Origin of the sequence: Bacillus paranthracis, from assembly GCF_001883995.1 — a bacterium.
In the GTDB taxonomy this organism is placed as follows: domain Bacteria; phylum Bacillota; class Bacilli; order Bacillales; family Bacillaceae_G; genus Bacillus_A; species Bacillus_A paranthracis.
Genome location: NZ_MACE01000049.1, coordinates 1 through 20417 on the forward strand (window position 1 = coordinate 1; position 20417 = coordinate 20417).

General features: G+C 32.3%; 20 protein-coding genes and 3 pseudogenes. 6 read left to right on the top strand and 17 right to left on the bottom strand.

All coding sequences use genetic code 11. The features are described from left to right. Positions 1-427, bottom strand: a 427-nt coding sequence (locus BAQ46_RS16965) for an exosporium leader peptide-containing protein (protein WP_116777242.1), incomplete at its 3' end; no start/stop codon positions are given. Positions 428-610: 183 nt separating this feature from the next. Between BAQ46_RS16965 and BAQ46_RS16970 the strand changes: the two are divergent. Continuing rightward, positions 611-811, top strand: a pseudogene (locus BAQ46_RS16970) (BclA C-terminal domain-containing protein); the annotation flags it as partial. A 404-nt stretch (positions 812-1215) separates the two neighbouring features. Here the strand turns inward: BAQ46_RS16970 and BAQ46_RS16975 are convergent. Further along, on the bottom strand, positions 1216-1830 hold the full coding sequence (locus BAQ46_RS16975; protein WP_116777243.1) for a helix-turn-helix domain-containing protein: 615 nt from the start codon (positions 1828-1830) through the stop codon (positions 1216-1218). Between the two features lie 57 nt (positions 1831-1887). Between BAQ46_RS16975 and BAQ46_RS16980 the strand changes: the two genes are divergently transcribed. Then, positions 1888-2472, top strand: coding sequence for a LysE family translocator (locus tag BAQ46_RS16980; RefSeq protein WP_071742207.1), 585 nt, complete (start codon positions 1888-1890; stop codon positions 2470-2472). 88 nt (positions 2473-2560) lie between these two features. On the opposite strand, the pseudogene BAQ46_RS31700 reads toward BAQ46_RS16980, so the two are convergent. Further along, positions 2561-2620: pseudogene (locus BAQ46_RS31700) on the bottom strand (N-acetylmuramoyl-L-alanine amidase C-terminal domain-containing protein); the annotation flags it as partial. Positions 2621-2715: 95 nt separating this feature from the next. Here BAQ46_RS31700 and BAQ46_RS16985 point away from each other — a divergent pair. Further along, a complete protein-coding gene (locus BAQ46_RS16985) occupies positions 2716-2976 on the top strand; it encodes a hypothetical protein (protein WP_046197421.1) in 261 nt (86 codons plus the stop codon). A gap of 108 nt (positions 2977-3084) precedes the next feature. On the opposite strand, the gene BAQ46_RS16990 is transcribed toward BAQ46_RS16985, so the two are convergent. The 5 genes from BAQ46_RS16990 to BAQ46_RS17010 form a co-directional block, all read right to left on the bottom strand. Continuing rightward, entirely contained in the window at positions 3085-4881 is a 1797-nt protein-coding gene (locus tag BAQ46_RS16990) for an ABC transporter ATP-binding protein (protein ID WP_071742208.1), read from the bottom strand. Further along, positions 4874-6628 carry an ABC transporter ATP-binding protein gene (locus BAQ46_RS16995; protein WP_071742209.1) on the bottom strand — a complete coding sequence of 585 codons (1755 nt, stop codon included), beginning with the start codon at positions 6626-6628 and terminating at the stop codon, positions 4874-4876. The genes BAQ46_RS16990 and BAQ46_RS16995 overlap by 8 nt, the downstream gene beginning before the upstream one ends. A gap of 221 nt (positions 6629-6849) precedes the next feature. Continuing rightward, on the bottom strand, positions 6850-7446 hold the full coding sequence (locus BAQ46_RS17000) for a DUF1349 domain-containing protein (protein ID WP_071742210.1): 597 nt from the start codon (positions 7444-7446) through the stop codon (positions 6850-6852). Between the two features lie 33 nt (positions 7447-7479). After that, positions 7480-8364 carry a GNAT family N-acetyltransferase gene (locus BAQ46_RS17005; protein ID WP_000528697.1) on the bottom strand — a complete coding sequence of 295 codons (885 nt, stop codon included), beginning with the start codon at positions 8362-8364 and terminating at the stop codon, positions 7480-7482. Between the two features lie 257 nt (positions 8365-8621). Further along, positions 8622-9311 carry an MOSC domain-containing protein gene (locus BAQ46_RS17010; protein WP_001262994.1) on the bottom strand — a complete coding sequence of 230 codons (690 nt, stop codon included), beginning with the start codon at positions 9309-9311 and terminating at the stop codon, positions 8622-8624. 156 nt (positions 9312-9467) lie between these two features. On the opposite strand from BAQ46_RS17010, the gene BAQ46_RS17015 reads away from it, so the two are divergent. Continuing rightward, on the top strand, positions 9468-10370 hold the full coding sequence (locus BAQ46_RS17015) for a LysR family transcriptional regulator (RefSeq protein ID WP_000612252.1): 903 nt from the start codon (positions 9468-9470) through the stop codon (positions 10368-10370). A 92-nt stretch (positions 10371-10462) separates the two neighbouring features. On the opposite strand, the gene BAQ46_RS17020 is transcribed toward BAQ46_RS17015, so the two are convergent. The 3 genes from BAQ46_RS17020 to BAQ46_RS17030 all read right to left on the bottom strand — a co-directional run bounded on the left by BAQ46_RS17020 (position 10463) and on the right by BAQ46_RS17030 (position 13113). After that, on the bottom strand, positions 10463-10726 hold the full coding sequence (locus BAQ46_RS17020) for a hypothetical protein (protein WP_000932117.1): 264 nt from the start codon (positions 10724-10726) through the stop codon (positions 10463-10465). Between the two features lie 53 nt (positions 10727-10779). Continuing rightward, entirely contained in the window at positions 10780-11904 is a 1125-nt protein-coding gene (locus BAQ46_RS17025; protein WP_071742211.1) for a C45 family autoproteolytic acyltransferase/hydrolase, read from the bottom strand. 165 nt (positions 11905-12069) lie between these two features. Continuing rightward, complete coding sequence (locus BAQ46_RS17030) at positions 12070-13113, bottom strand: aspartate-semialdehyde dehydrogenase (protein WP_001290626.1); 1044 nt, start codon at positions 13111-13113, stop codon at positions 12070-12072. A gap of 129 nt (positions 13114-13242) precedes the next feature. Between BAQ46_RS17030 and BAQ46_RS17035 the strand changes: the two genes are divergently transcribed. Continuing rightward, positions 13243-14115 carry a LysR family transcriptional regulator gene (locus tag BAQ46_RS17035; RefSeq protein WP_000425885.1) on the top strand — a complete coding sequence of 291 codons (873 nt, stop codon included), beginning with the start codon at positions 13243-13245 and terminating at the stop codon, positions 14113-14115. Positions 14116-14184: 69 nt separating this feature from the next. Here BAQ46_RS17035 and BAQ46_RS17040 read toward each other — a convergent pair. The 4 genes and pseudogenes from BAQ46_RS17040 to BAQ46_RS17055 form a co-directional block, all read right to left on the bottom strand. Beyond that, positions 14185-15381: pseudogene (locus tag BAQ46_RS17040) on the bottom strand (MFS transporter). Between the two features lie 140 nt (positions 15382-15521). Then, positions 15522-15938: a MarR family winged helix-turn-helix transcriptional regulator gene (locus tag BAQ46_RS17045; RefSeq protein ID WP_001065034.1), complete on the bottom strand. Its 417-nt coding sequence runs from the start codon at positions 15936-15938 to the stop codon at positions 15522-15524. Between the two features lie 109 nt (positions 15939-16047). Then, positions 16048-16653, bottom strand: coding sequence for a PRK06770 family protein (locus BAQ46_RS17050; protein ID WP_000846580.1), 606 nt, complete (start codon positions 16651-16653; stop codon positions 16048-16050). Between the two features lie 97 nt (positions 16654-16750). Continuing rightward, positions 16751-17524 carry a Cof-type HAD-IIB family hydrolase gene (locus BAQ46_RS17055; protein ID WP_071742212.1) on the bottom strand — a complete coding sequence of 258 codons (774 nt, stop codon included), beginning with the start codon at positions 17522-17524 and terminating at the stop codon, positions 16751-16753. A gap of 317 nt (positions 17525-17841) precedes the next feature. Here BAQ46_RS17055 and BAQ46_RS17060 point away from each other — a divergent pair, with 317 nt between their 5' ends. Continuing rightward, positions 17842-18624 (top strand): arginase family protein, encoded by a 783-nt coding sequence (locus BAQ46_RS17060; RefSeq protein ID WP_000054634.1) that lies wholly within the window; start codon positions 17842-17844, stop codon positions 18622-18624. Positions 18625-18658: 34 nt separating this feature from the next. Here the strand turns inward: BAQ46_RS17060 and BAQ46_RS17065 are convergent, their stop codons facing one another. Next, the gene (locus BAQ46_RS17065) at positions 18659-19318 is read right to left on the bottom strand and encodes a nucleoside/nucleotide kinase family protein (protein WP_000657887.1); all 660 of its coding nucleotides are present in this window, start codon (positions 19316-19318) and stop codon (positions 18659-18661) included. Next, entirely contained in the window at positions 19318-20214 is an 897-nt protein-coding gene (locus BAQ46_RS17070; RefSeq protein WP_000794828.1) for a CPBP family intramembrane glutamic endopeptidase, read from the bottom strand. Before BAQ46_RS17070 ends, BAQ46_RS17065 begins: the two co-directional genes overlap by 1 nt. Between the last annotated feature and the right edge of the window lie 203 nt (positions 20215-20417).

Here is a 20417-nt window from a genome sequence, read left to right on the forward strand (position 1 = left end):
TTCCTGTTGCTCCTGTTGCTCCTGTTGTTCCTGTTGCTCCTGTTGCTCCTGTTGCTCCTGTTGTTCCTGTTGCTCCCGTTGCTCCTGTTGACCCTGTTGCTCCCGTTGTTCCCGCTGATCCTGTTGTTCCCGTTGCTCCTGTTGCTCCCGTTACTCCTGTTGCTCCCGTTACTCCTGTTGCTCCTGTTGCTCCCGTTGTTCCCGTTGCTCCTGTTGCTCCCGTTACTCCTGTTGCTCCCATTACTCCTGTTGCTCCCGTTGCTCCCGTTGACCCTGTTGCTCCCGTTGACCCTGTTGATCCTGTTGCTCCCGTTGCTCCCGTTGACCCTGTTGGAATATAAATTGGCGGAAGAACCGGAAAAGTAGGTCCAATATTTTCTGGTCTTACCATACCTTTATTCAAAGATAATTTTTCATCGCTGTTCAATTTTCTACCTCATTTCACATTTTGTTTACTAATTAACAAAATAAAACCTCTATCATTTTAGAAAAATTCCATAACTACTTTTTCATACTCAAATGATTTTACATAAAGTAAACTTTTTACCGTTACTATAACTAGTAGTATTAATATAACAAAATGATAGTTCCATTCCAAAATACTAAATCGCTACTATTAAACTCTTCGACTCCACTTTCCGGATCTATTTTTTCTCCCGCATTATCAACTTCAAATTATAATAATAATTTAATAATCAATTTAACTGCTGGTAATACAATTTCACTTCAACTATTCGGCGTATTATCCATAGTTAATTTAGTTGGAGGTGGTTCAACAGGCGCCTCTTTAACAATTATACGAATCGATTAAAAAATGATTCATTCTTTTTATAATAATCATTCTTAAATGCTAAAATAGTAACTACTAGGTCATTCCTTTAGTTTATATTTTAATAACTTCACGTAAGTGATTATGCAATAAGAAATACTTTGTACTATATTCATAGTACAAAGTATCTATACTAAATTTTCCGTATATACATTATCAATTTACACTCCTCACTGCTAATGTTACATTGAACATGAAGATAGTTTCTCAAATGCGAACCATCTCAAAACATATTTGAGAAACATACCCCAATCCTATACGCGAGAGCAACACTATGTTGACACTCAAATGAGTGTCTTTTTTTGTGGATTATAAAAAATAAAAACCATCTCTTATAGATGGTTTTATCATTACGCCTTTCTTTGTTTTTCAAGGTAGCTGTAAATTTATGAAGTTGAATAATAAATAGTCATATTTAACCGGGTTTGCGTTCTTCCAAAATTACGATAGGAATGCGGTCTATCCGCCTTAAAGCGAATTGAATCCCCGCTATTTAATTTATACTGACAATCATTTATTTCAATTGTCAATTCCCCTTCAAACACCGTTATAAATTCTTCAGTCCCTTCTTTATGACCTTCCGAATTTAACTTTCCTTCTGTTTCAATTTCAACCGTATAGATTTCAAAGTTCCTATCATCTTGGAAAGGAAAAGAAGGATACACTTTATATCTTCCATTGTCTTCTGATAATACTTGAACATCATTTCGTAAAACAACTTTCGTATCCGGTTGCGGATTATTGATTAAAGAAGTAAAAGACACTTTCAAACCATTCGCAATTTTCCATATCGTTGTTAATGTTGGACTTGACTCTCCACGTTCAATTTGTCCAATCATCGTTTTACTCACACCTGTTAATTGGGAAACCTTTTCTAAACTTAATTTTTCTTTTTCTCGAATTGTTTTTAAATTTTTCGCCAGAATAAGTTGAATTTCTTCCATAAGAAACACCCCTACACTATATACAATATAACGACCGTTATGTATAATAAAAAGCACACGTTATATAGTTCTTTTCAGTCATTATAACATACAAAATACTTAGGGGGTTTTGAAATGCCTATATTTTCTTTTTTGTTATTTGTTTTTATAAGTAGCTTCACACCCGGACCCAACAATTTTTTAGCTATGACATACGCTAATCAACATGGTTTAAAAAGGAGTATGCAATTTTGCTTCGGAGTAGCTTTCGGTTTTTTCATCCTCACTTCCTTATGTAGTTTCTTTAATATTGTATTAATTAAAATCCTACCTATAATCGAATTCCCTTTAAAAATCTTAGGTGTAGCATATATGCTATATTTAGCTCTTAAAATACTCACAAGTAAAACTAGCATAAATCCCAATGAAAAATATAATAAAAATTTATTTACAGTTGGGATTTTCCTTCAGTTTATTAACCCTAAAGGAATACTATTCGGACTAACTGTAGTATCAACTTTTATTCTTCCTTACTACAATTCATATTCAAGTTATCTACTTTTTTCATTATTTCTAGGTGTAGTTGGATTAATGAGCACATTTAGTTGGACATTATTCGGTTCCATGTTTCAAAAACTTTTGTTGAAGCATACTAAATCATTTAACATCATTATGGCCGTTTTATTAGTTTTCAGTGCGCTTTCCATTATAACCAATTAAATTTCCTTTATTAAAAAAGAGGATTACTCAATAAAAGTATCCTCTTTTTGAGGCCGAGTGATTTTTCTGTTTCACTAAAATAAAATCTTTACTTAACTTCATACCACCAGCCTCTACGCTCAAGGTAATCCGTCATTCCTTTAAGTTGCGGCCTCTACTTTTTATCATTCATTTTAAAATCTCTTTATAATAATACAGAAAAATACGCTATAATATAAGTTATTGTTCTTTAGGAGGGGTTTAATGGCTGATAAGTATAAATTTTTAATTCTTGTTGTTACAGCATTTTTTTCTTTCTTTTCCTTAATAAAAGATTTCCGTAACACTTCAAAAAGTTTCTTTTGGGGAAGCTTTGCAATTCTAACAAGCTTTATATTATTATTAACACACGCTTTAGAGTTAACTCCAATACTTCTCCATTCAGCCCAGATGGCTCTTGAGATTATTACAATACCTCGTAAATTATTGTTCCCGTCTGGCACTGAAGTTTCTAGTATTTGCTAACAATTCGTGTATCTAAAAAATTTCAAGTCTATATTTCTAATTATCTTTATAAATATAAAAATGCGGTTTCTCCTTTCTAGAGAAACCGCACCCTATCAAAAATTCTTCTTAAATTTTAAACTGACTCGTATACAGATCAAAGTAAAATCCTCTATCTTCCATGAGAGATTCATGGTTCCCTTTTTCCAAAATACTTCCATCTTTTATAACAAGGATTTGATCTGCTTTTTCAATCGTTTTCAGTCGATGAGCGATTACGAAACTTGTTCGACCTCTCATTAAATTGTTTAGTCCTTCTTGTATTTGTAATTCTGTTCTCGTATCAATATTAGATGTTGCTTCGTCGAGAATTAATATATCTGCATCTGCTAAAATTGCCCTTGCAATCGCAAGAAGTTGTTTCTGCCCTTGACTTAAATTCGATCCTTCTGAAGCTATTTTTGTTTCATATTGATTCGGTAAATGTTTTATAAAAGAATGTGCAGATGCTGCCTTAGCTGCATTGATTACTTCTTCATCACTCGCATCTAATCGCCCATAACGTATATTATCCATAATCGTCCCAGCAAATAAATACGTATCTTGTAAAACTACTCCTATTTTACTTCGCAACGAATTCATATCATATTCTTTTATGTTTTTTCCATCAATATGAATTTGTCCTTGCTGTATATCGTAAAAGCGCGTTAGCAAATTAATGATTGTTGTTTTGCCCGATCCAGTTGGACCTACTAAAGCAATTGTCTCCCCTGGCCGCGCTTTAAGACTCACTTCTTTTAAAATCGTTTTATTTTCCTCATACCCAAATGAAACATTCTCGAGTGCAACATGTCCTTGTAAATTTTGTACAACGAATGCATCTTTTTTATTTTTGATTTCCGGTACTTCATCCATAATTTCAAAGACACGTTCCCCACCAGCCACTGCCGCTTGAATCGTATTCATTAAAGTTGCGAATTGACTGAGTGGTCTTGAGAATTGACGAGAATAATTAATAAAAGCTGCAATGACACCTACTGTTGTCATTCCATTTAAAGCCATTACTGACCCAGTCCCAATTACAAGTCCCATACCTAAGTTGTTAATAAAGTTCATACTCGGAAAAATAAAAGCTGAAAATGTATCCGCCTTCGTTGCAGAAACTCTTAGCTGTTCATTAATTTTATTGAAATTTTGTACGGTTTCTTTTTCTTTCCCATATAACGTTGTAACATCCGCACCTGTTATAGCTTCCTCAATAAATCCATTTAATTCTCCTAAATCTTTTTGACGCTTTGCAAAGTTTTTACCACTATAAGCAACTAGTTTTTTTGTAACGAAAAACATAATAGGTACTGTAATTAAAGTAACAATCGCTAAAATCCAATCTAATGCGAACATCGCAATCGTCACACCTATAAAAGTTAGCGCTGATGAAATAATTTGTACAACACTTTGTGTCAACGCTTGATTCAAATTATCTATATCATTTGTTACACGACTCATTAAATCCCCTTGAGAACGTACATCAAAGAACCGTAAAGAAAGCGTTTGGATTTTCTCAAAAATATCTTGTCTTATTTTTTGTATCGTTTTTAATGCAACGTTAACCATGACAAATGTTTGTAACCAAGTTAAAAACACTGTAATACCATAAATTGCGATAAGTAACATGCACATTCTTGCTGTGCCATTTAAATCTTTCGGTACAATATATTGATCTATAATTACTCCCATTAAATAAGGACCTAATAATCCAAGTAACGTTGTAGCAAATACTAAAAATATAACGAACGTAAGAGCAACTTTTTGATACCCCATATAGTTCCATACTCGCATTACAGTTCCTGTCGTATTTTTAGCTTTCCCTAACTTAGGCGCGTTACGTCCACCTTTATTAGCAAATTGCCCTTGAAAATTACGCATGTTCTTTCCCACCTTCCTTATACAAATTGCCACCTTGGGAAAGATAGATTTCTTGATAAACCTCGCATTGTTCTAACAGTTCTTTATGTGTACCATCACCAACTAATTCACCATTATCTAACACGAGAATTTTATCAGCATCTATTATTGATGAGATTTTAGAAGCAATTAATAATGTTGTTGTTCCTTTATATTCTCTCCTTAATGCTGATTGAATGTTAGATTCTGATTTAGCATCAACTGCTGATGTAGAATCATCTAATACAAGAATAGATGGCTTTCTCACAAGCGCCCTTGCAATGGATACACGTTGTTTTTGTCCACCTGATAAATTCGTCGCACCTTGTGTTACATGATATTGATAAGAATCTTCCAGTTTGTTAATAAACTCAGTCGCACAAGCTGATGAAGCCGCCACTTCCAGCTCTTCCTTCGTTGCATCTTCTTTTCCATAACGTAAATTCTCTTCTATACTACCTGAAAACAACAATGCCTTTTGAGGTACAAACCCGATTGAACCACGAAGTTTTTGTAAATCGTATGCCTTAACATTTATTCCATCAATACATATTTCACCTTGATCAACATCGTATAAGCGTGGTAACAATTTTGCTAAAGTAGATTTACCACTTCCTGTAGAACCGATAACCCCTACTTTTTCACCTTTACATATGCGAAATGAAATATCTTTTAAAACATATTCATTATTTTTCGTATAACTATAACTAACATTTTTAAAATCAATATTCCCCTCAATTTCCTTAGGTACAAGCGCATTTGTTTCGCTCGTAATATCAACCTCAGTATTTAAAACTTGCTGTACTCGATCCGCAGACGGAAATGCTCGCGCGATTTGCATAAATACCATACTGATAGACATAAGTGACATTAAAATGATATTCAAATAATTTATAAACGCTAATATAGCTCCTACTTGAAGAGTCCCGTTAAATACTTTTTCTCCACCAATCCATAATGTTGCGACAATCCCTCCGCTTACAACTAACATTATGATTGGCATTATTAAGGAAATAAGCTGCACCGCTCGAATATTTATCTTCGTTAAATTTGTATTAACATTTCCAAACTGATTAATTTCATATTTTTGTCTTACATACGCTTTAATAACACGTACTCCAGATAAATTTTCTTGTAACTTTGTATTCACTTTATCTAATGCTTCTTGCACCTTTTTGAACGTCCCGCTCGCTTTACTCGCAATGAATATAATGGCAAGTAATAAAATTGGAACGACTACGAGTAATATAGGAAATAACTCGCGTGCTGTCACAAAAACAATTATGATACTTCCGATAAATAACAAAGGACCACGAACGAGAACACGTAATGTCATCGTCATCGCCGATTGAATAGATGTAATATCATTTGTCACTATCGTTAATAACTTTCCAGTTCCAAACGAATCACGATTTTCACTAGAAAATGTTTCTATTTTCGTAAACACATTTTTTCGTATGTCAGTAGCGAAATTAACAGCTGCTTTTGTAGAATACATCATACACCCAAGCCCTCCAACTAAACCGAGTGCTGCAGCTCCTATCATAAGAAGTCCCATTTTTATTACATAATTCATATCCCGATTTGCTATCCCAACATCAATAATATGTTGCATAATAGTCGGTTGAATTAAGTCCATCGCAACCTCAAGTACCATAAATAGTGGTCCAATAATAGCGAAGAACATGTATGGTTTTAAATACTGTAATAATTTACGAAATGATTTCATACATAATCTCCTTTTCCCATGAAATTACCCCCTAATAACTCATATCCCTCCTTATTTAAGCGCTGTAGTTTGTAATTTCTTTCTTATTCCTATTATATTATGTAAATTAATATTTAACATTATTAAATGATAAGCATTAATGACTTTACGGTCAATAAATGTGCTTTTTATTATATACATATAAAAACCGCATTCCTAATGAAAAGAATACGGTTTTTCATCTATATTTTTTCAGTTGTAAACTCTAAAAACTCAGTCTCAAATCCATTATTTTTAGACGGACTACACGTGTAAAAACCTATTTTAATAGGCTTATTTCCTATATCCTCCATCAAATGAGCGATTCTTATTTGTTCCCATTGGTGGATCTTCTTCACATATATTGTATAATCACCACGTTCACGAACAATTCGAAAACGCAGTTGCTCGTTAGCTAATTCTGTCGGAAAGTCTTGCGTGGACCAATCGGAATATCCATTATTCGTTACGACAGCTCCTAAATGAGATGGACCATCTGGAATATATTCTAATGAAGTTTTCAGCCAACACTTTTCCGAAACCATAACAAAAAGACCAGCTTGATCGAATTTTGAATTTGGATTCATACGCAATTGAACTTCAGCTTGAAAGTCTGTCATCGTCTCTGTATAAAATACATGACCATTCATTACTTCGAATCCATAATGTGTTTTAAGCCAAAAATCTGTTTCGGCTTTCGAGCGGACAATAAGCGCATGATTGTTATTAAGCTTATAATATTCAGGTACATTCATTATAGTAAGTTGCTCAATATGTTCTGGTATATGTGATATTTTCATAGTTCCTCCTTAATAAAGCATCTATATACACATTTAAAATTCTACTAATACTGGGAATTTATAACCTTTCAAATCCAACTCTCTATTACTTCGAACCATTAAATACTTACTTGATTGTAATTCTGTAAACTGTACATCCTCAACCCCTAATTGATCTGGAGAGAAGTAAAATTCGATTTCTGTAAATCTTTCAGCGATCTCCCCACATATTTCATCTAAAACTGGAATTACTGGTGCAAACACTCCATATAATTTCAACTTTTCATTATCTACTTCATACACAATTAGAGCATCTAGTTTCTCTGAATAATACAATTTCTCATTCCATTCCGAATTGTACATATTCAAATAAAACGAAGGATGGAAGTTTAATGTTGAAAAATTATTTGAAAGTCTTTGGCTACTATCTATAGTTTCATGTATTAATTTTCTATCCTCTTCCATATAATAATCTAGCTCTCTAAGTAAGGAATCATTATTATTCTTTTTATCATATGGAATAGTCATCAAATACTCCTGCACAACTTTAAAACCATATGATGTATATAGTTCAGGTTTTTCCGTAAACAATAATGTGCATTCACATTTCTTATCGATTTCTTCTATCATTTTACTCATTAATTGCGTCATGAGTCCTTGTCTTCGAAAATTAGGGTGTGTCATTACCGATTGAATGCCTGCTGCATTTATTCTTTCACCATTCACTAGCAATGGTAACGAGAATACCGCAACGTTTGCAATCGCTTTATCTTCTTGTAAAAATGATAAAGCTTTATATGTATCATCCCAATAACCTCTCTCTGAAAAATCATGCAATGTTTGACTTGGAATCCCAAACACTTCTTCAAATAAAGGAAATAACTGCTCTCTTTTCGGTTCTTCTAAAAGAAGTTTTTCAAAACTTTCAACATTCCCCATGTTGTCCCTCCATATGTTAATTCCATCAAATTAGATATAGTTGTAGAACCTGCTCTTAAAGTAATAGGTCTTACCAATCAATATACTATCATAAAATATAAAAAAAAAGTCTAATTAATTTTATGTTTCGACTATTCGAAAACAAGTCGAATAAAACAATATTAGGATTTTTGGATATTAATGAGTTTATTATATAAAAATAGCGCTTTCTAATTCGTTTTTAATAATAGAAATACACTATTTATAATAAAAGATTTTTATTCTTTTATCCCTTCAAGTCTTTCCTTCGTATTAATTTCTTCTCCACTTATACGCTTTTCAAAAGACTTTCTCCAACTACTTGAAAGTGCATTTACTTCTAATATCCTTTTTATCCCTTCAATATTTTGCTTTTCCTTGTGCATGATACGGTTAGCAAACGCTACTGAAACACCCTTTGGATCAGACTGTAGTCTTTTTAAAGTATCGACTGATGATACCCATCCTTCTTTTAATACGCGAAAATAAAACCCTGTATATCCTGTTTCTTGAAAATATAGTGGTAACTTCGGGATATTGTATTTCTTAGCTAATTTAAAACAAGGTTGCCTTGGCTGCGTTACTTGTACAACTGCTTCTCCAATTTGAAATGTATCACCAATACAAACATCCTCTTCGCGCATATCACTAACTGTTATATTTTCTCCGAAAGCCCCATATACAAGATCTTGATTCAACTCTTTTTCCCAGTATGGATAGTGATCACCAGTATAAACACAAACTGCTTTATCTACTCCTCCATGATGAACTAAGTCAGCTTGTCCATCCCCATTAAATTTTACAAAAGATAAATATACCGGTTCCTTTACTTGTTTCTTATTTATGCCTGTATGAATTACTTTTCCGCCGTATGTAACCTCTTTTGGTAATCCTATATTTAAAGATAATAATTGATATTCATTAGCCATTCTATTGCCTCCTTTAAAGGTGTTACATGTATTTTCTCTCGGTTAATTTTTATAACCCTCTCTGTTATATAAAGATGATTATAAAACCTCTAAAATCATTGTTCAATTCAATTATTTATATAATAATGATAGGTATATCCTATTATTATACTTGAGGTGATTCCAATCGAATTACGACAACTTGAATACTTTTTAGCTGTTTCAAAAGAATTACATTTCACAAAAGCAGCTGAGAAATTAAATATTTCACAGCCTTCACTAAGTCAACAAATACGTGCATTAGAGCATGAAGTTGGAATGCCCCTTTTCGATCGAATTGGTAAAAAAATATCTTTAACCGAAGCTGGGAGGATTTTATTATTACATAGTAAAACAATTTTTCATGAAGTTGAACAAGCCCGTTCTGCTATTCAAGATTTAAACGGATTACAACAAGGTTCCTTAACAATTGGATCATTATTAACCGTCGTAAATTACTTACTACCACCAGCTATTTTAAATTTTAATAATTTATATCCCAATATAGAACTTTCTGTATTAGGACTTCGCACAGGAGATATTCGTGAAAAATTATTACAAAACGAACTAAATATTGGCATTACATTTCTACCAGTGCACGATAAAGAAATTATTTCTATCCCTCTCTACAAAAGTGAACTTATAATAGTCGTACCAACTGGTCATCAATTAGCTGAACATAATCATGTATCTATTGCTGAATTGCAGAATTACCCTTTAATTCTTTTACCTAAAAATTTCTTTTTAACCGAATTAATTACATCCCATTGTCAAAAATTCAACTTTAAACCAAAACCAATTTTAGAAATTAGTACAATGGAATCTTTAATCCAAATGGTTTCAAAAGGCATGGGGATTACAGTTTTACCAAAACCGTATATAGACTTTTTACAAAATAAAAACATTCAAGCTATTAAAATAGAAAATCCTACTCCAATAATAGAAATAGGGCTTATTTATAGAAAAGATAAATATATGTGTGCTGCAACTCGAGAATTTATTAAACAATTGAAACTAACCGTACATTCTTTACAAAATTAAACGAACAAAAGAGATTATCCTATGAAGTCATTTCATAACGACCTAGTAGAATAATCTCTTTTCATAATGAAATAAAGTATTAACTATAAATTTTAGTGTACCTTTTTGGAAATTGGAATATATTTTGTAAAATAAGCCCCAACTAACAATAATACGATTGAAAATAGCACTGTCAACATACCGCCGAACTGAAACCAATATGCGAACAAATTAAAAATTGCAAGTGAAAAGAAACAAATTGAAGTTAATGCACTCTTCAATCCTTTTATTTCTGCTTTTTTTCTTTTTTGATACGCAATATACATGGAAACGGCTAAAAAAATGATAAAAACAAACATTAATAAAATGTTTAGCATCGGTAATCCCTCCAGTATAAATAACCTCCTTCGGTGCTACCATATTACCCCATTTACCCTTTTGGAATCAATTTATTATTCTCTTCTCTCCAAAAATCAGTATAAGTTTTATTTTCAAAGTTCACATTCACCTCAGAAAAAGGAAGACTCCCTCCAACCTCCAACGAGTACCAGTCATTTAAAAGTGGAGACCCGAAACAAATATTCATTGTGCATTCATGCAAATCAAATAATACGGAATGTAAAGTTCCAAACCATTCTTCATAATTATGCACCGTCAGCCCGGCAGGATATTCTTTTTGTACTAATCCTTTTAAAGACTCTATACTCATTTGTTCATTTCGATTTAAATGTTCATACAATGTGTGATATCGGTTTGTAGATTGTTCTAATCTTCTACTATTCAGTTTTTGAATAGGTAAACTAATTGCGTGGTTTGTTGATACGATAAAATCTTGGCTTTCCTCAACAATTGTGATTATTGATTTATATCCATCAAATATTTCAATACATACTGCATCTACAGGGTCGGCTACTATTAGATTCATATTACTAGCAATTGGTATTTCTTCTATTAGTGACTTAGCCTCCTGCACATTTTTGCATTTCTCCAATAATACTCTAATGACCGCAAAACATTGTAAACCACTTACCGCTGGCTTTCTTAAACCCGCAATATTTCCAACCGGTTGACCACATGCTGAAAATGTAACAGATAATCCATGCTCGTTAACTCCTTCCGTTCGGCCAAAATATTGAGTAGAAAAGCCACTATGTGCATATGCACCTTCAACATGAGTCGAACAAAAACGCATATCATCTATTACTGGTGACAAATCATAGTTTCTTAATACATAAGTATGCTTTAAATCTGTCTTTTTAGGTAAAACAGCACAATGGCTACAACCTGCTTTTAATAGTGTTTGATAATAATACATCATATTTTCAGATGAAATTTTTAATACTTCACAAAACCCTTCAATCTCTTCATTAATTCCTGGACAATAATTATGTAATATGTTCCTAGATTCTGTCCAATGCTGATGCGATATTAAATTTTCTTTCTGTATAAATTGCGGAATAAGGTAAGGATGTTGTTTTACAAATTCCCCTTGTTGCTTACCGATTTCATAATGACTTCCTTTTAGCGATGAAAAATACCCCTTTACTTGATACATCTAATTCCCCCTTATTGAATTTATCCATATCGTACCAAATAAATTGTATTCATTCTTGATGTTTTTTACTGTCTTTCAAATCAAATACGGCTGGAATAAAGCGAACAGTTATAAAATAAAAACTAGGAAACTGTAATCTTTAACAGTTCCCTAGTTTCCTTCATACTAAATGATTCCCTCTTCCACCATCGTTTCTGCAATTTGCACCGAGTTCCACGCCGCACCTTTTAATAAATTATCGGAAACGATCCAAAGATGGAATCCGTTTGGTGTATCAGGATCTTTTCTAATTCTACCGACAAATGTATCTATTTTCCCTTCTGCGTATAATGGCATTGGATACAGCTGTTCACTAGGGTTATCCTGCAAAATAACACCTGGTGCATCAAACAATACTTCTTTAATTTCTGCAACAGTTGCTTCTTTTTCAAGCTCTATATAAACCGATTCTGAGTGACCTGATATAACTGGAACACGCACACAAGTAGCTGCCATTTTCAAGTTTGGGTCTTCTAAAATTTTCTTCGTTTCTTGTATCATCTTTACTTCTTCAAAGGTGAAATCATTATCCGTGAATATATCTACTTGAGGAAGTACATTAAATGCAATTGGATAATGTTTTTTATCTTTTTTCGCTGGTAATATAGTACTCTCCACTTCTTCACCTGCAAGTATTGACTTAGCCTGTTCTTTTAATTCTTGAATTGCATGAATACCAGAACCCGATACAGCCTGATAAGTGGAAACGATAATTCGTTCTAATCCGAATACTTTTCGTATTGGCTGAAGAGCTGTTACCATCTGTAATGCTGAACAATTCGGAACTGCTATTATCCCTTTATGTTCCTTTAAAGTGTGCGCATTTACTTCCGGAACAACAAGAGGTACATCACGTGCCATTCGATATTCACTTGTGTTGTCAATTACGATGGCACCGCTAGAGACAGCTTGATTTACAAATTGTCTAGAAACTTCTCCTCCAGCGCTAAAAAAGGCAATATCTACCCCTTCAAAGCTATTTATTTTTGCTTCTTGTATAATGATCTCTCGCCCTTTAAATTGTACTGTCTTACCAGCCGATCTTTTTGACGAAAGTAACGTAACTTCAGTTATATTAAACTTTGTTTCTTTTTCTAACAGTTCAATAATTTTCTGACCTACTGCACCCGTAGCCCCAACAACAGCTACATGATAGCCCTTTTCACTCATCTTTTCTCCTCCAATGTTAAATGAATAAATATTTCTACAATTTCATTTTATAAGGAATTTAATCATTTGGAAAATTGAAATACGTGATATAATCATTCACAAATCATGATAATAAAAGAGGGATTGTTTATGGAAATGAGACACGTTAAAACATTTTGTGCGATTGTTAAGTATGGTGGTTTTTCTAAAGCTGCTCATGCATTAGGTTATGTGCAATCTACAGTTACAGCGCATATGAAAGCATTAGAGAACGATTTACATATTCCTCTTTTCGATCGGTTAGGAAAAAAAGTACTTCTTACAAAAGCAGGTCATCAATTTCATCCTTATGCTTTAGAATTACTTGCAATTTATGAAAAAGCGCAAGAAATCCCTCAAAATACCGATCAATTAGAAGGTACATTGAGTATTACATCAAACGAATCATTAGCAGTATATCGTTTACCACAATTATTACGTACTTACAAACAGAAAAATCCGAAAGTAAATATCGTACTTGAAACAAACACAAATGAACAAGCATTACAAAAATTACATGAAGGAGAAACAGACGTTGTCTTCATAATTGGAGAAAGTATAGAACATAATGATTTTATTACGTGTACTTTTAGTAATGAAACATTTGGATGGATTTTACCACCCCATTACTGTACACACTCTAATCCATTTTATTTACTAAACGATACCCAGTTTATCTTTACGGAACAAAGCTGCGGCTATAGACCGATGGTAGATCGTTTTTTACGTCAAAGCGGGAATATTCCAGCTAAAACATTTGAAACTTCCAACGTTGAAGTCATTAAACAATCCGTCATGTGTGAATTAGGAATTTCAATTCTTCCTTACATCGTTGTACAAGAAAGTTGTCAAAAAGAGCAACTCTGTTTTCAGCCTATTGAAACTCCAACAGTTATTCAAAGCCATGTAATCTATCATAAATCTAGATGGATTTCCCCTGTAGTACAGTCGTTTCTTTCACTATTAAAGGTTATGAAAGTATAAAATAATATGAAAGAAAACATGAGTTGAAATCCTTTAAAGAATATCAACCCACGTTTTCTTTACTACCACTTATATAGTCATCTTCTTTTTATTAGGTGATGTTTTTTCTTTAACTAGAACAAATATGATTGGAAGGACAAGTAAACTAGCAATTGCACAGATTGTTCCTAAAGAAAAAAACGGAAATCCATTACTTATGGCAAGTGACGCTACGCCAGAAGCAATAGTCATCCCAATATACATGGCAGAGCTATTTAATGCCATTACAGTCCCTCGCACAGCTGGTTTTAATTCTGAAATTAGTGCCGTTAATGATGCTTGTCCAAATCCAATAAATAAACTCCAAATAATATGTACAATAATTGCAATTACTAGATTTTCTGTGGAAAGCGAGAATAACATTACACTAATTGAGGATACAATGCTCGCAATGACTATAACACTCTTCTTTCCTATTTTATCAGCTAATTTTCCACCTAAAATATTACCAGCTACACTACCAACTCCTGCCAAAAAAATTACTATACCTATTTTACCAACAGAAATTCCAAAATTATTCTCATAATAAACACCTATGTATGAAAACATGCCATGTAATCCAATTGTCCATAGAAACGTTGCTAATAATGCAAATAAAACTGATATATTTACTACAGTCATTTTCAATGGTGCATCCACCGTTTCCGTTAAAGAAACATGTACATCCTCTCTCTCTTTTTCATTTCTTAATATGTGATTAATTAGTAATGTCAGAAATAAAGTTAAAAGTCCTATACTATAAAATGTCCATTGCCAATTTCCTATTTCAGATAAAAATGCGCCTATAGGTACTCCAATGACTGTTGAACCTATCATTGCTCCCATAATTGTTCCCATCGCTTTTCCTCTTGACTCATATGTAACTTTATCTCCTACTAATGCAAAAATACTTGGCATAATCATTGCACCAGATAAACCTGTTAGACCGCGAAATAATAAAAGAATTTCAAAATTCTTCGCTAATCCCGTACAAAATGTAGAAATAGAAAAAATAATAAACCCTATTATGATCATACGTTTCCTTCCAACTCTATCAGACATCATTCCAAATACGGGTGCAGTTATTCCTTAACAAAGTGCATAAATAGTAATTAATAACCCTCCACTCCCATCAGGGATACTAATTGTTTCTGTAATTACTGGTAATAAAGGTGCCACTAATAATGAATCTAATCCAACAAAAAAAGCTACAATTGCCAAAATACGTATCATTGACTTTAACTCCATATATAACTCCCCTTTATTTCACATATGAAATAATTATTTATTATTATCCCTTCTTTAATTTTCACTGTACTAGTTTTTATTTCACATATGAAGTATTTATATAAATAAAAATGTAACAGAATGTTACATTTTTACTATATTTAATTCAAGTGCTTCTTCCACTTTAATAATAAAGCCTCTAAAAGTCCTTCTTCTTCTTTCGTAAAACAACCACAATTCTCTTTTAAAAAATCACTATATTGCACATCTACTTGCTTTTTCGTCTCTTCACCTTTTTTAGTTAAATAAACGAGCGTTTCACGTTGGTCATTCGGGTTCTTCTCTGTCATTACGTAACCATCTCGCTTCATCCGTTGAATCATTGTTGTCATATTACTTGGAACACATCCCATGTTTTCAATTAACTTTGACATAGATACTTTCCCAGATTTTGCGAGTACTTGAATCACTCCAAATTGTACATAACTTATATCATATTGTTCAATTGCCTTATCTAGATTTTTTTGGAGTAAATGATAAACATCACGAATATTACCGTAAAGCTCTCTGTTATTCATATGTAAGCCCCTCTATTTTATTTCATATATGAATCATATTCCCATTTATTTCTTGTGTCAACAAAAACACCTTTGTAATTATGATGACAAAGGTGTTTCAACATATCTCTTATTTATTAGTCTGTCCCCCACCTGCAATTAATTTACTACCTGAATATGTACCTTTTTGCATAAACACCTGATTAATCAACTCTTTTTGTTCCGCTTCTGACATTACTCCTGTTCCTTCGCCTAAATTCCCGCTTTGTAATTTCCAAATCTGATTGTGATCCGCATCCATTTTTTCATATTTTCCTTGTTTCCATCTCTCTAAAATATCTGCATATATTTTTCCTTGTACTAGATCATTGTTCTTTACAATATCAAGTAAACTTTCAATACGTTCTTGTGTAATAAAAATATAGCCCCACTTTTGATCAGCTTTCGTTTTTTGATGTGCCATTTCATGTAACGCTGTCTGTATTTTCTCATCTGTCCATTTAAAATTTTTATTAAAGCCGCTATTTGGTAATGAATGATTGCCATTTTCTAAAACCTTTGCATCTTCAGCTTTTACATTACTATCAGCCAGCACTTCTGCTGCCGGAGCAGCGGGTGATGCCTTTTTCGCAGCTGGTTTACTATTATTCAAATAATACAGCATACCATATGTTAAACCTACTCCGATTACCGCCATGCCAGCTATAATTCCAATTATTTTAAAGAATGTTTTCATCTTGCTCGTTTCCTCCCGCATATCTCATTCATAATATCTATTTATCAAAAACAGATGCAGCATCTCTTTTTTCGCTGCTTACTACAATTTTTTCATACTAGTCAACATAAACATAACTTTTACTTTCTAGAAATGTAGCAACTCCATCCTCATCGTTACTTTTAGCAATAAATTTAGCGACTGCTTTTAATTCCTCAACAGCGTTACTCATCGCTACACCAACCCCACACTTCTCTATCATTTCCATATCATTGTAGTCATCTCCAAAGGCAATAACTTCAGATACGTCTCGATTTAAGTGTTGTAGAACATATTGAATACTATTCCATTTTGAAACTTCTGCATGCATAATTTGACACAATGTCCCGTCATCTGTAATGACTGCCTTGCATTCATCAGGCAATTCTTTAATAAATTTCTGGTTTATTGAGCCTTTAGTACAAATAATCGCTTTAGAAGCTTTTTCAAATTCTAAACCTCTTACATCCATAATTTCACATGGTATATTACCAAAATAATAAGTAACATCAAAATTTGAATACAACTTATCACCTATTTCAAGGCAAATCTCATGAAGATTATACTTGTTTGCTATTTCTATGATTTCTAAAATGTTATTTTTAGAAATCTTCATTTCATATAAAATATCATTCCCTTTAAGAACTAGAGCCCCGTTATAACAAATGATAATCTCACTCTTTAACACGTCGGGAATATACTGTTTTATAGCTCTTGGCGGCCTTGCTGTAGCAAAAATCCATTCGTCTCCATTATTTTTACATTCCCTTAGAATATTAATAGATTTCTCTGAAATTGTTTTATCACTTCTTAATAAAGTCCCATCAAGGTCTGAAATAATAATCTTTTTCATACTTATCTTTATTCTCCTTTCACAAATAATAATTCGAAATATTGGTTATTTTTTGGATCACCAGAGCTGCTGCGGATAGTTAATCTCAACTTTCTTTTTTTCTCAATTTAATTCCAAATATCATTTCCATTTGTTATATATTTTTTATTTCCTGAAGTACATACATATTTCCTTATATTGTATTTCTTTTCTTTAAAAATTGAAAGATTATTCTGTCAAAAACACTATCTTTTCTAAATACTAATTCCACTCAAAGCATTTCATTTTAATTTTATAAAAATAAATGATAGCCTTATATTTAAAGGAGATGAATAAATATGAGTTTATTGCATAACGGTTTAACTTTTTTAAACTTTGATGATACGTATTTATTACAAAATAAACTACATTCTTATTCACATGAAGATATTGATTTTACTCATTTAGAACACGCAAATCTATATTGCGAAAACACTTCTTTAATGCATATAAAAAGAGCATTAAATCGCAGAAAGAATAAAGGAATTACTTTTATAGGTTCTGGAAATTATCATTATGTATCTCATTTATTATTAGAAGAAATAAACAAGCCTTTTACCCTTATACTATTTGATCATCATACTGATATGAACTTACAGGGAGCGAATGAACAGACTCTTATTTCCTGTGGATCTTGGGTATCATTTTCTCTTCGAAATAATGATAATTTAAAGAAGGTAATCATTATTGGGCCTTCTTCTCTTACAATTCATTCTAATGATTGTCCATACGTAGAAATTTTTCCAATTGATATATCACATGAAGTATCCATACATACAATACTTTCACATATTCATACAGAAACAATATATGTAAGCATTGATAAAGATGTTTTAGATCCAAAAGTTACTATTACCAATTGGGATCAAGGGCACATGAAATTATCTAGACTTTTACAATTTATTCATTCTCTAATTATGAATAAATCTATTTATGGTATTGATATTTGTGGTGAACTCCCAGTTTATCCTTCTCAACTTTTCTTACCTAAATATAAAAATGCTATTCATAAAAATGAACAAGCAAACTTACAAATTTTAAAAACAATTTATGAAACGAACTTACATATTCAATATGCATAAAAAGAACGAGTACCTTATAAGGTACTCGTTCTTTTTATGCGCGATTTTCTTTTAACCACTTCGTAATCGCATCTAATCTCGAAACATCAAAACGACTCTCTTCACACACATGTAAACTGTTTAAGTTATTTACAATTTCTAGTTCATTCGTTTTTACACTTTTCGCTTCAATTATTTTGCAGTACCCGTCTGTAATGGCATTTAAATTTTCATAATAACGTTGAAACGATTTTGATATATGTAAATGTTTTTCAAAGTTTCTTCTTCTTTTTGTCTCGTCAAATTCTTTCCGTTTTCTAAGTTCTTCATCATTCGTATATAAATAAAAATATTGATCAGGAAAACCAATTTCCCTATGTATCAGCTTTTCTTTATAAAAGTTTTCTATTAAAGATAATGGCTGATCAAATATTTCAAAATGGAAACACCAATTATAACTAAGCGGCTGATAAATGTCTCCATCAAGTATTACTAATTTATATTGCTCTGACTTCTGCATTGCTATTTTCCAGCGCTCTACTTGTTTTTCAAAATACCATGTTCTATGTTCATTTTTTGGTCTTTCAAATAATAAATTCACTTCAGGTATAATATAAGCACCATAATTCTTTTCTAACTCACGACACGTTGTGCTCTTACCAACCGCACTTGCTCCCTCAAACGCTATAATCCCCATAGTTTCTCCCTCTTTCATTAACTAAAATCTCTTTGTTTCGCTTTTCTCCCCCATAACTGTTTCCATAAAACAATTGAAGCGATGGAGAGCATTATTGTTGTAATGATACTGCCTTCAATACCAAATGTGCCTCCATGCAATATTTCTGGTCCATTTGTTATAGACTTAAAAATCGGAGTGGAATACACATTTGTACCACTAACGGCGAAACCATATACATTATATTGCGCCCAATTCCAAATTGAGTGCCATGCACATATTCCCCATAGACCATCTTCTTTCAATACGTATAAAGCTGCGTATACTCCAACTAATATTATATTCGATATAGATAATATTGTAATTCCCGGATTAAGGAGATGAAGAAATCCAAATAAAAAAGAAGTAACAATTATTCCAACCCATATACGACCTCTAGTAGAAAGAACCGGGAATAACCAACCTCGTACAATAATTTCTTCAGTTGCCCCTTGTATTAAAAATGCAACTAAGGATCCTAATATACCTACTATTACTGTTGAGGTAATATGTTGTACTTGTAATTTTACACTTCCCATTAGTAACAGCAAAATAACTGGTATTGAAATAAATACAAATCCTATTAATGCACCTTTTAAATACTTTCTCATCCATTTCTCTTTCCAAAAACCAATGGATGAAAATGGCCTTTTTTCTACAAAACGAATCCATATAAATAAAATGAGTATAGCTCCTCCAAATGTTAACAGCATTCTAATATTATCATAAATCCCTTTCATGAATGTTGTTTCAACTTTCGGTAAAAATAACATAAACAACATAAATAGTTCACCTAAAGTCAAAAATATAATGGCTAATATTACAGCAAAGATTGGATGGACTTTTTTTCTCCCTGTTTTTGCTGCTTCAATTATTTTAAATGAATTATTTTTCACTCTCTTTCCTCCTTTTCCTTTATTAATATTTAATTCCCACCAGTTAACAACCATATTTTACCACAAGTGACCTATTAATAATATTTCACTCCATTTTTTACATGATTTTGCATAAACCAAAATTAGGAATAATATATAAATAAAAGAGATGTTTTTGTGTCTTTTACCATCCGATTTCACACTGGTATTACCAGCACTTGCTA

Coding starts and splice junctions, on each gene's coding strand:
- BAQ46_RS17035 (WP_000425885.1), top strand. CDS start 13,243: ATGGAAATGAGACACGTTAAAACATTTTGTGCGATTGTTAAGTATGGT.
- BAQ46_RS17060 (WP_000054634.1), top strand. CDS start 17,842: ATGAGTTTATTGCATAACGGTTTAACTTTTTTAAACTTTGATGATACG.
- BAQ46_RS17020 (WP_000932117.1), bottom strand. CDS start 10,726: ATGCTAAACATTTTATTAATGTTTGTTTTTATCATTTTTTTAGCCGTT.
- BAQ46_RS16985 (WP_046197421.1), top strand. CDS start 2,716: ATGGCTGATAAGTATAAATTTTTAATTCTTGTTGTTACAGCATTTTTT.
- BAQ46_RS16990 (WP_071742208.1), bottom strand. CDS start 4,881: ATGCGTAATTTTCAAGGGCAATTTGCTAATAAAGGTGGACGTAACGCG.
- BAQ46_RS17045 (WP_001065034.1), bottom strand. CDS start 15,938: ATGAATAACAGAGAGCTTTACGGTAATATTCGTGATGTTTATCATTTA.
- BAQ46_RS17005 (WP_000528697.1), bottom strand. CDS start 8,364: ATGGGGAATGTTGAAAGTTTTGAAAAACTTCTTTTAGAAGAACCGAAA.
- BAQ46_RS17010 (WP_001262994.1), bottom strand. CDS start 9,311: ATGGCTAATGAATATCAATTATTATCTTTAAATATAGGATTACCAAAA.
- BAQ46_RS16995 (WP_071742209.1), bottom strand. CDS start 6,628: ATGAAATCATTTCGTAAATTATTACAGTATTTAAAACCATACATGTTC.
- BAQ46_RS17030 (WP_001290626.1), bottom strand. CDS start 13,113: ATGAGTGAAAAGGGCTATCATGTAGCTGTTGTTGGGGCTACGGGTGCA.
- BAQ46_RS16980 (WP_071742207.1), top strand. CDS start 1,888: ATGCCTATATTTTCTTTTTTGTTATTTGTTTTTATAAGTAGCTTCACA.
- BAQ46_RS17050 (WP_000846580.1), bottom strand. CDS start 16,653: ATGAAAACATTCTTTAAAATAATTGGAATTATAGCTGGCATGGCGGTA.
- BAQ46_RS17065 (WP_000657887.1), bottom strand. CDS start 19,318: ATGAAAGAGGGAGAAACTATGGGGATTATAGCGTTTGAGGGAGCAAGT.
- BAQ46_RS17055 (WP_071742212.1), bottom strand. CDS start 17,524: ATGAAAAAGATTATTATTTCAGACCTTGATGGGACTTTATTAAGAAGT.
- BAQ46_RS17000 (WP_071742210.1), bottom strand. CDS start 7,446: ATGAAAATATCACATATACCAGAACATATTGAGCAACTTACTATAATG.
- BAQ46_RS17025 (WP_071742211.1), bottom strand. CDS start 11,904: ATGTATCAAGTAAAGGGGTATTTTTCATCGCTAAAAGGAAGTCATTAT.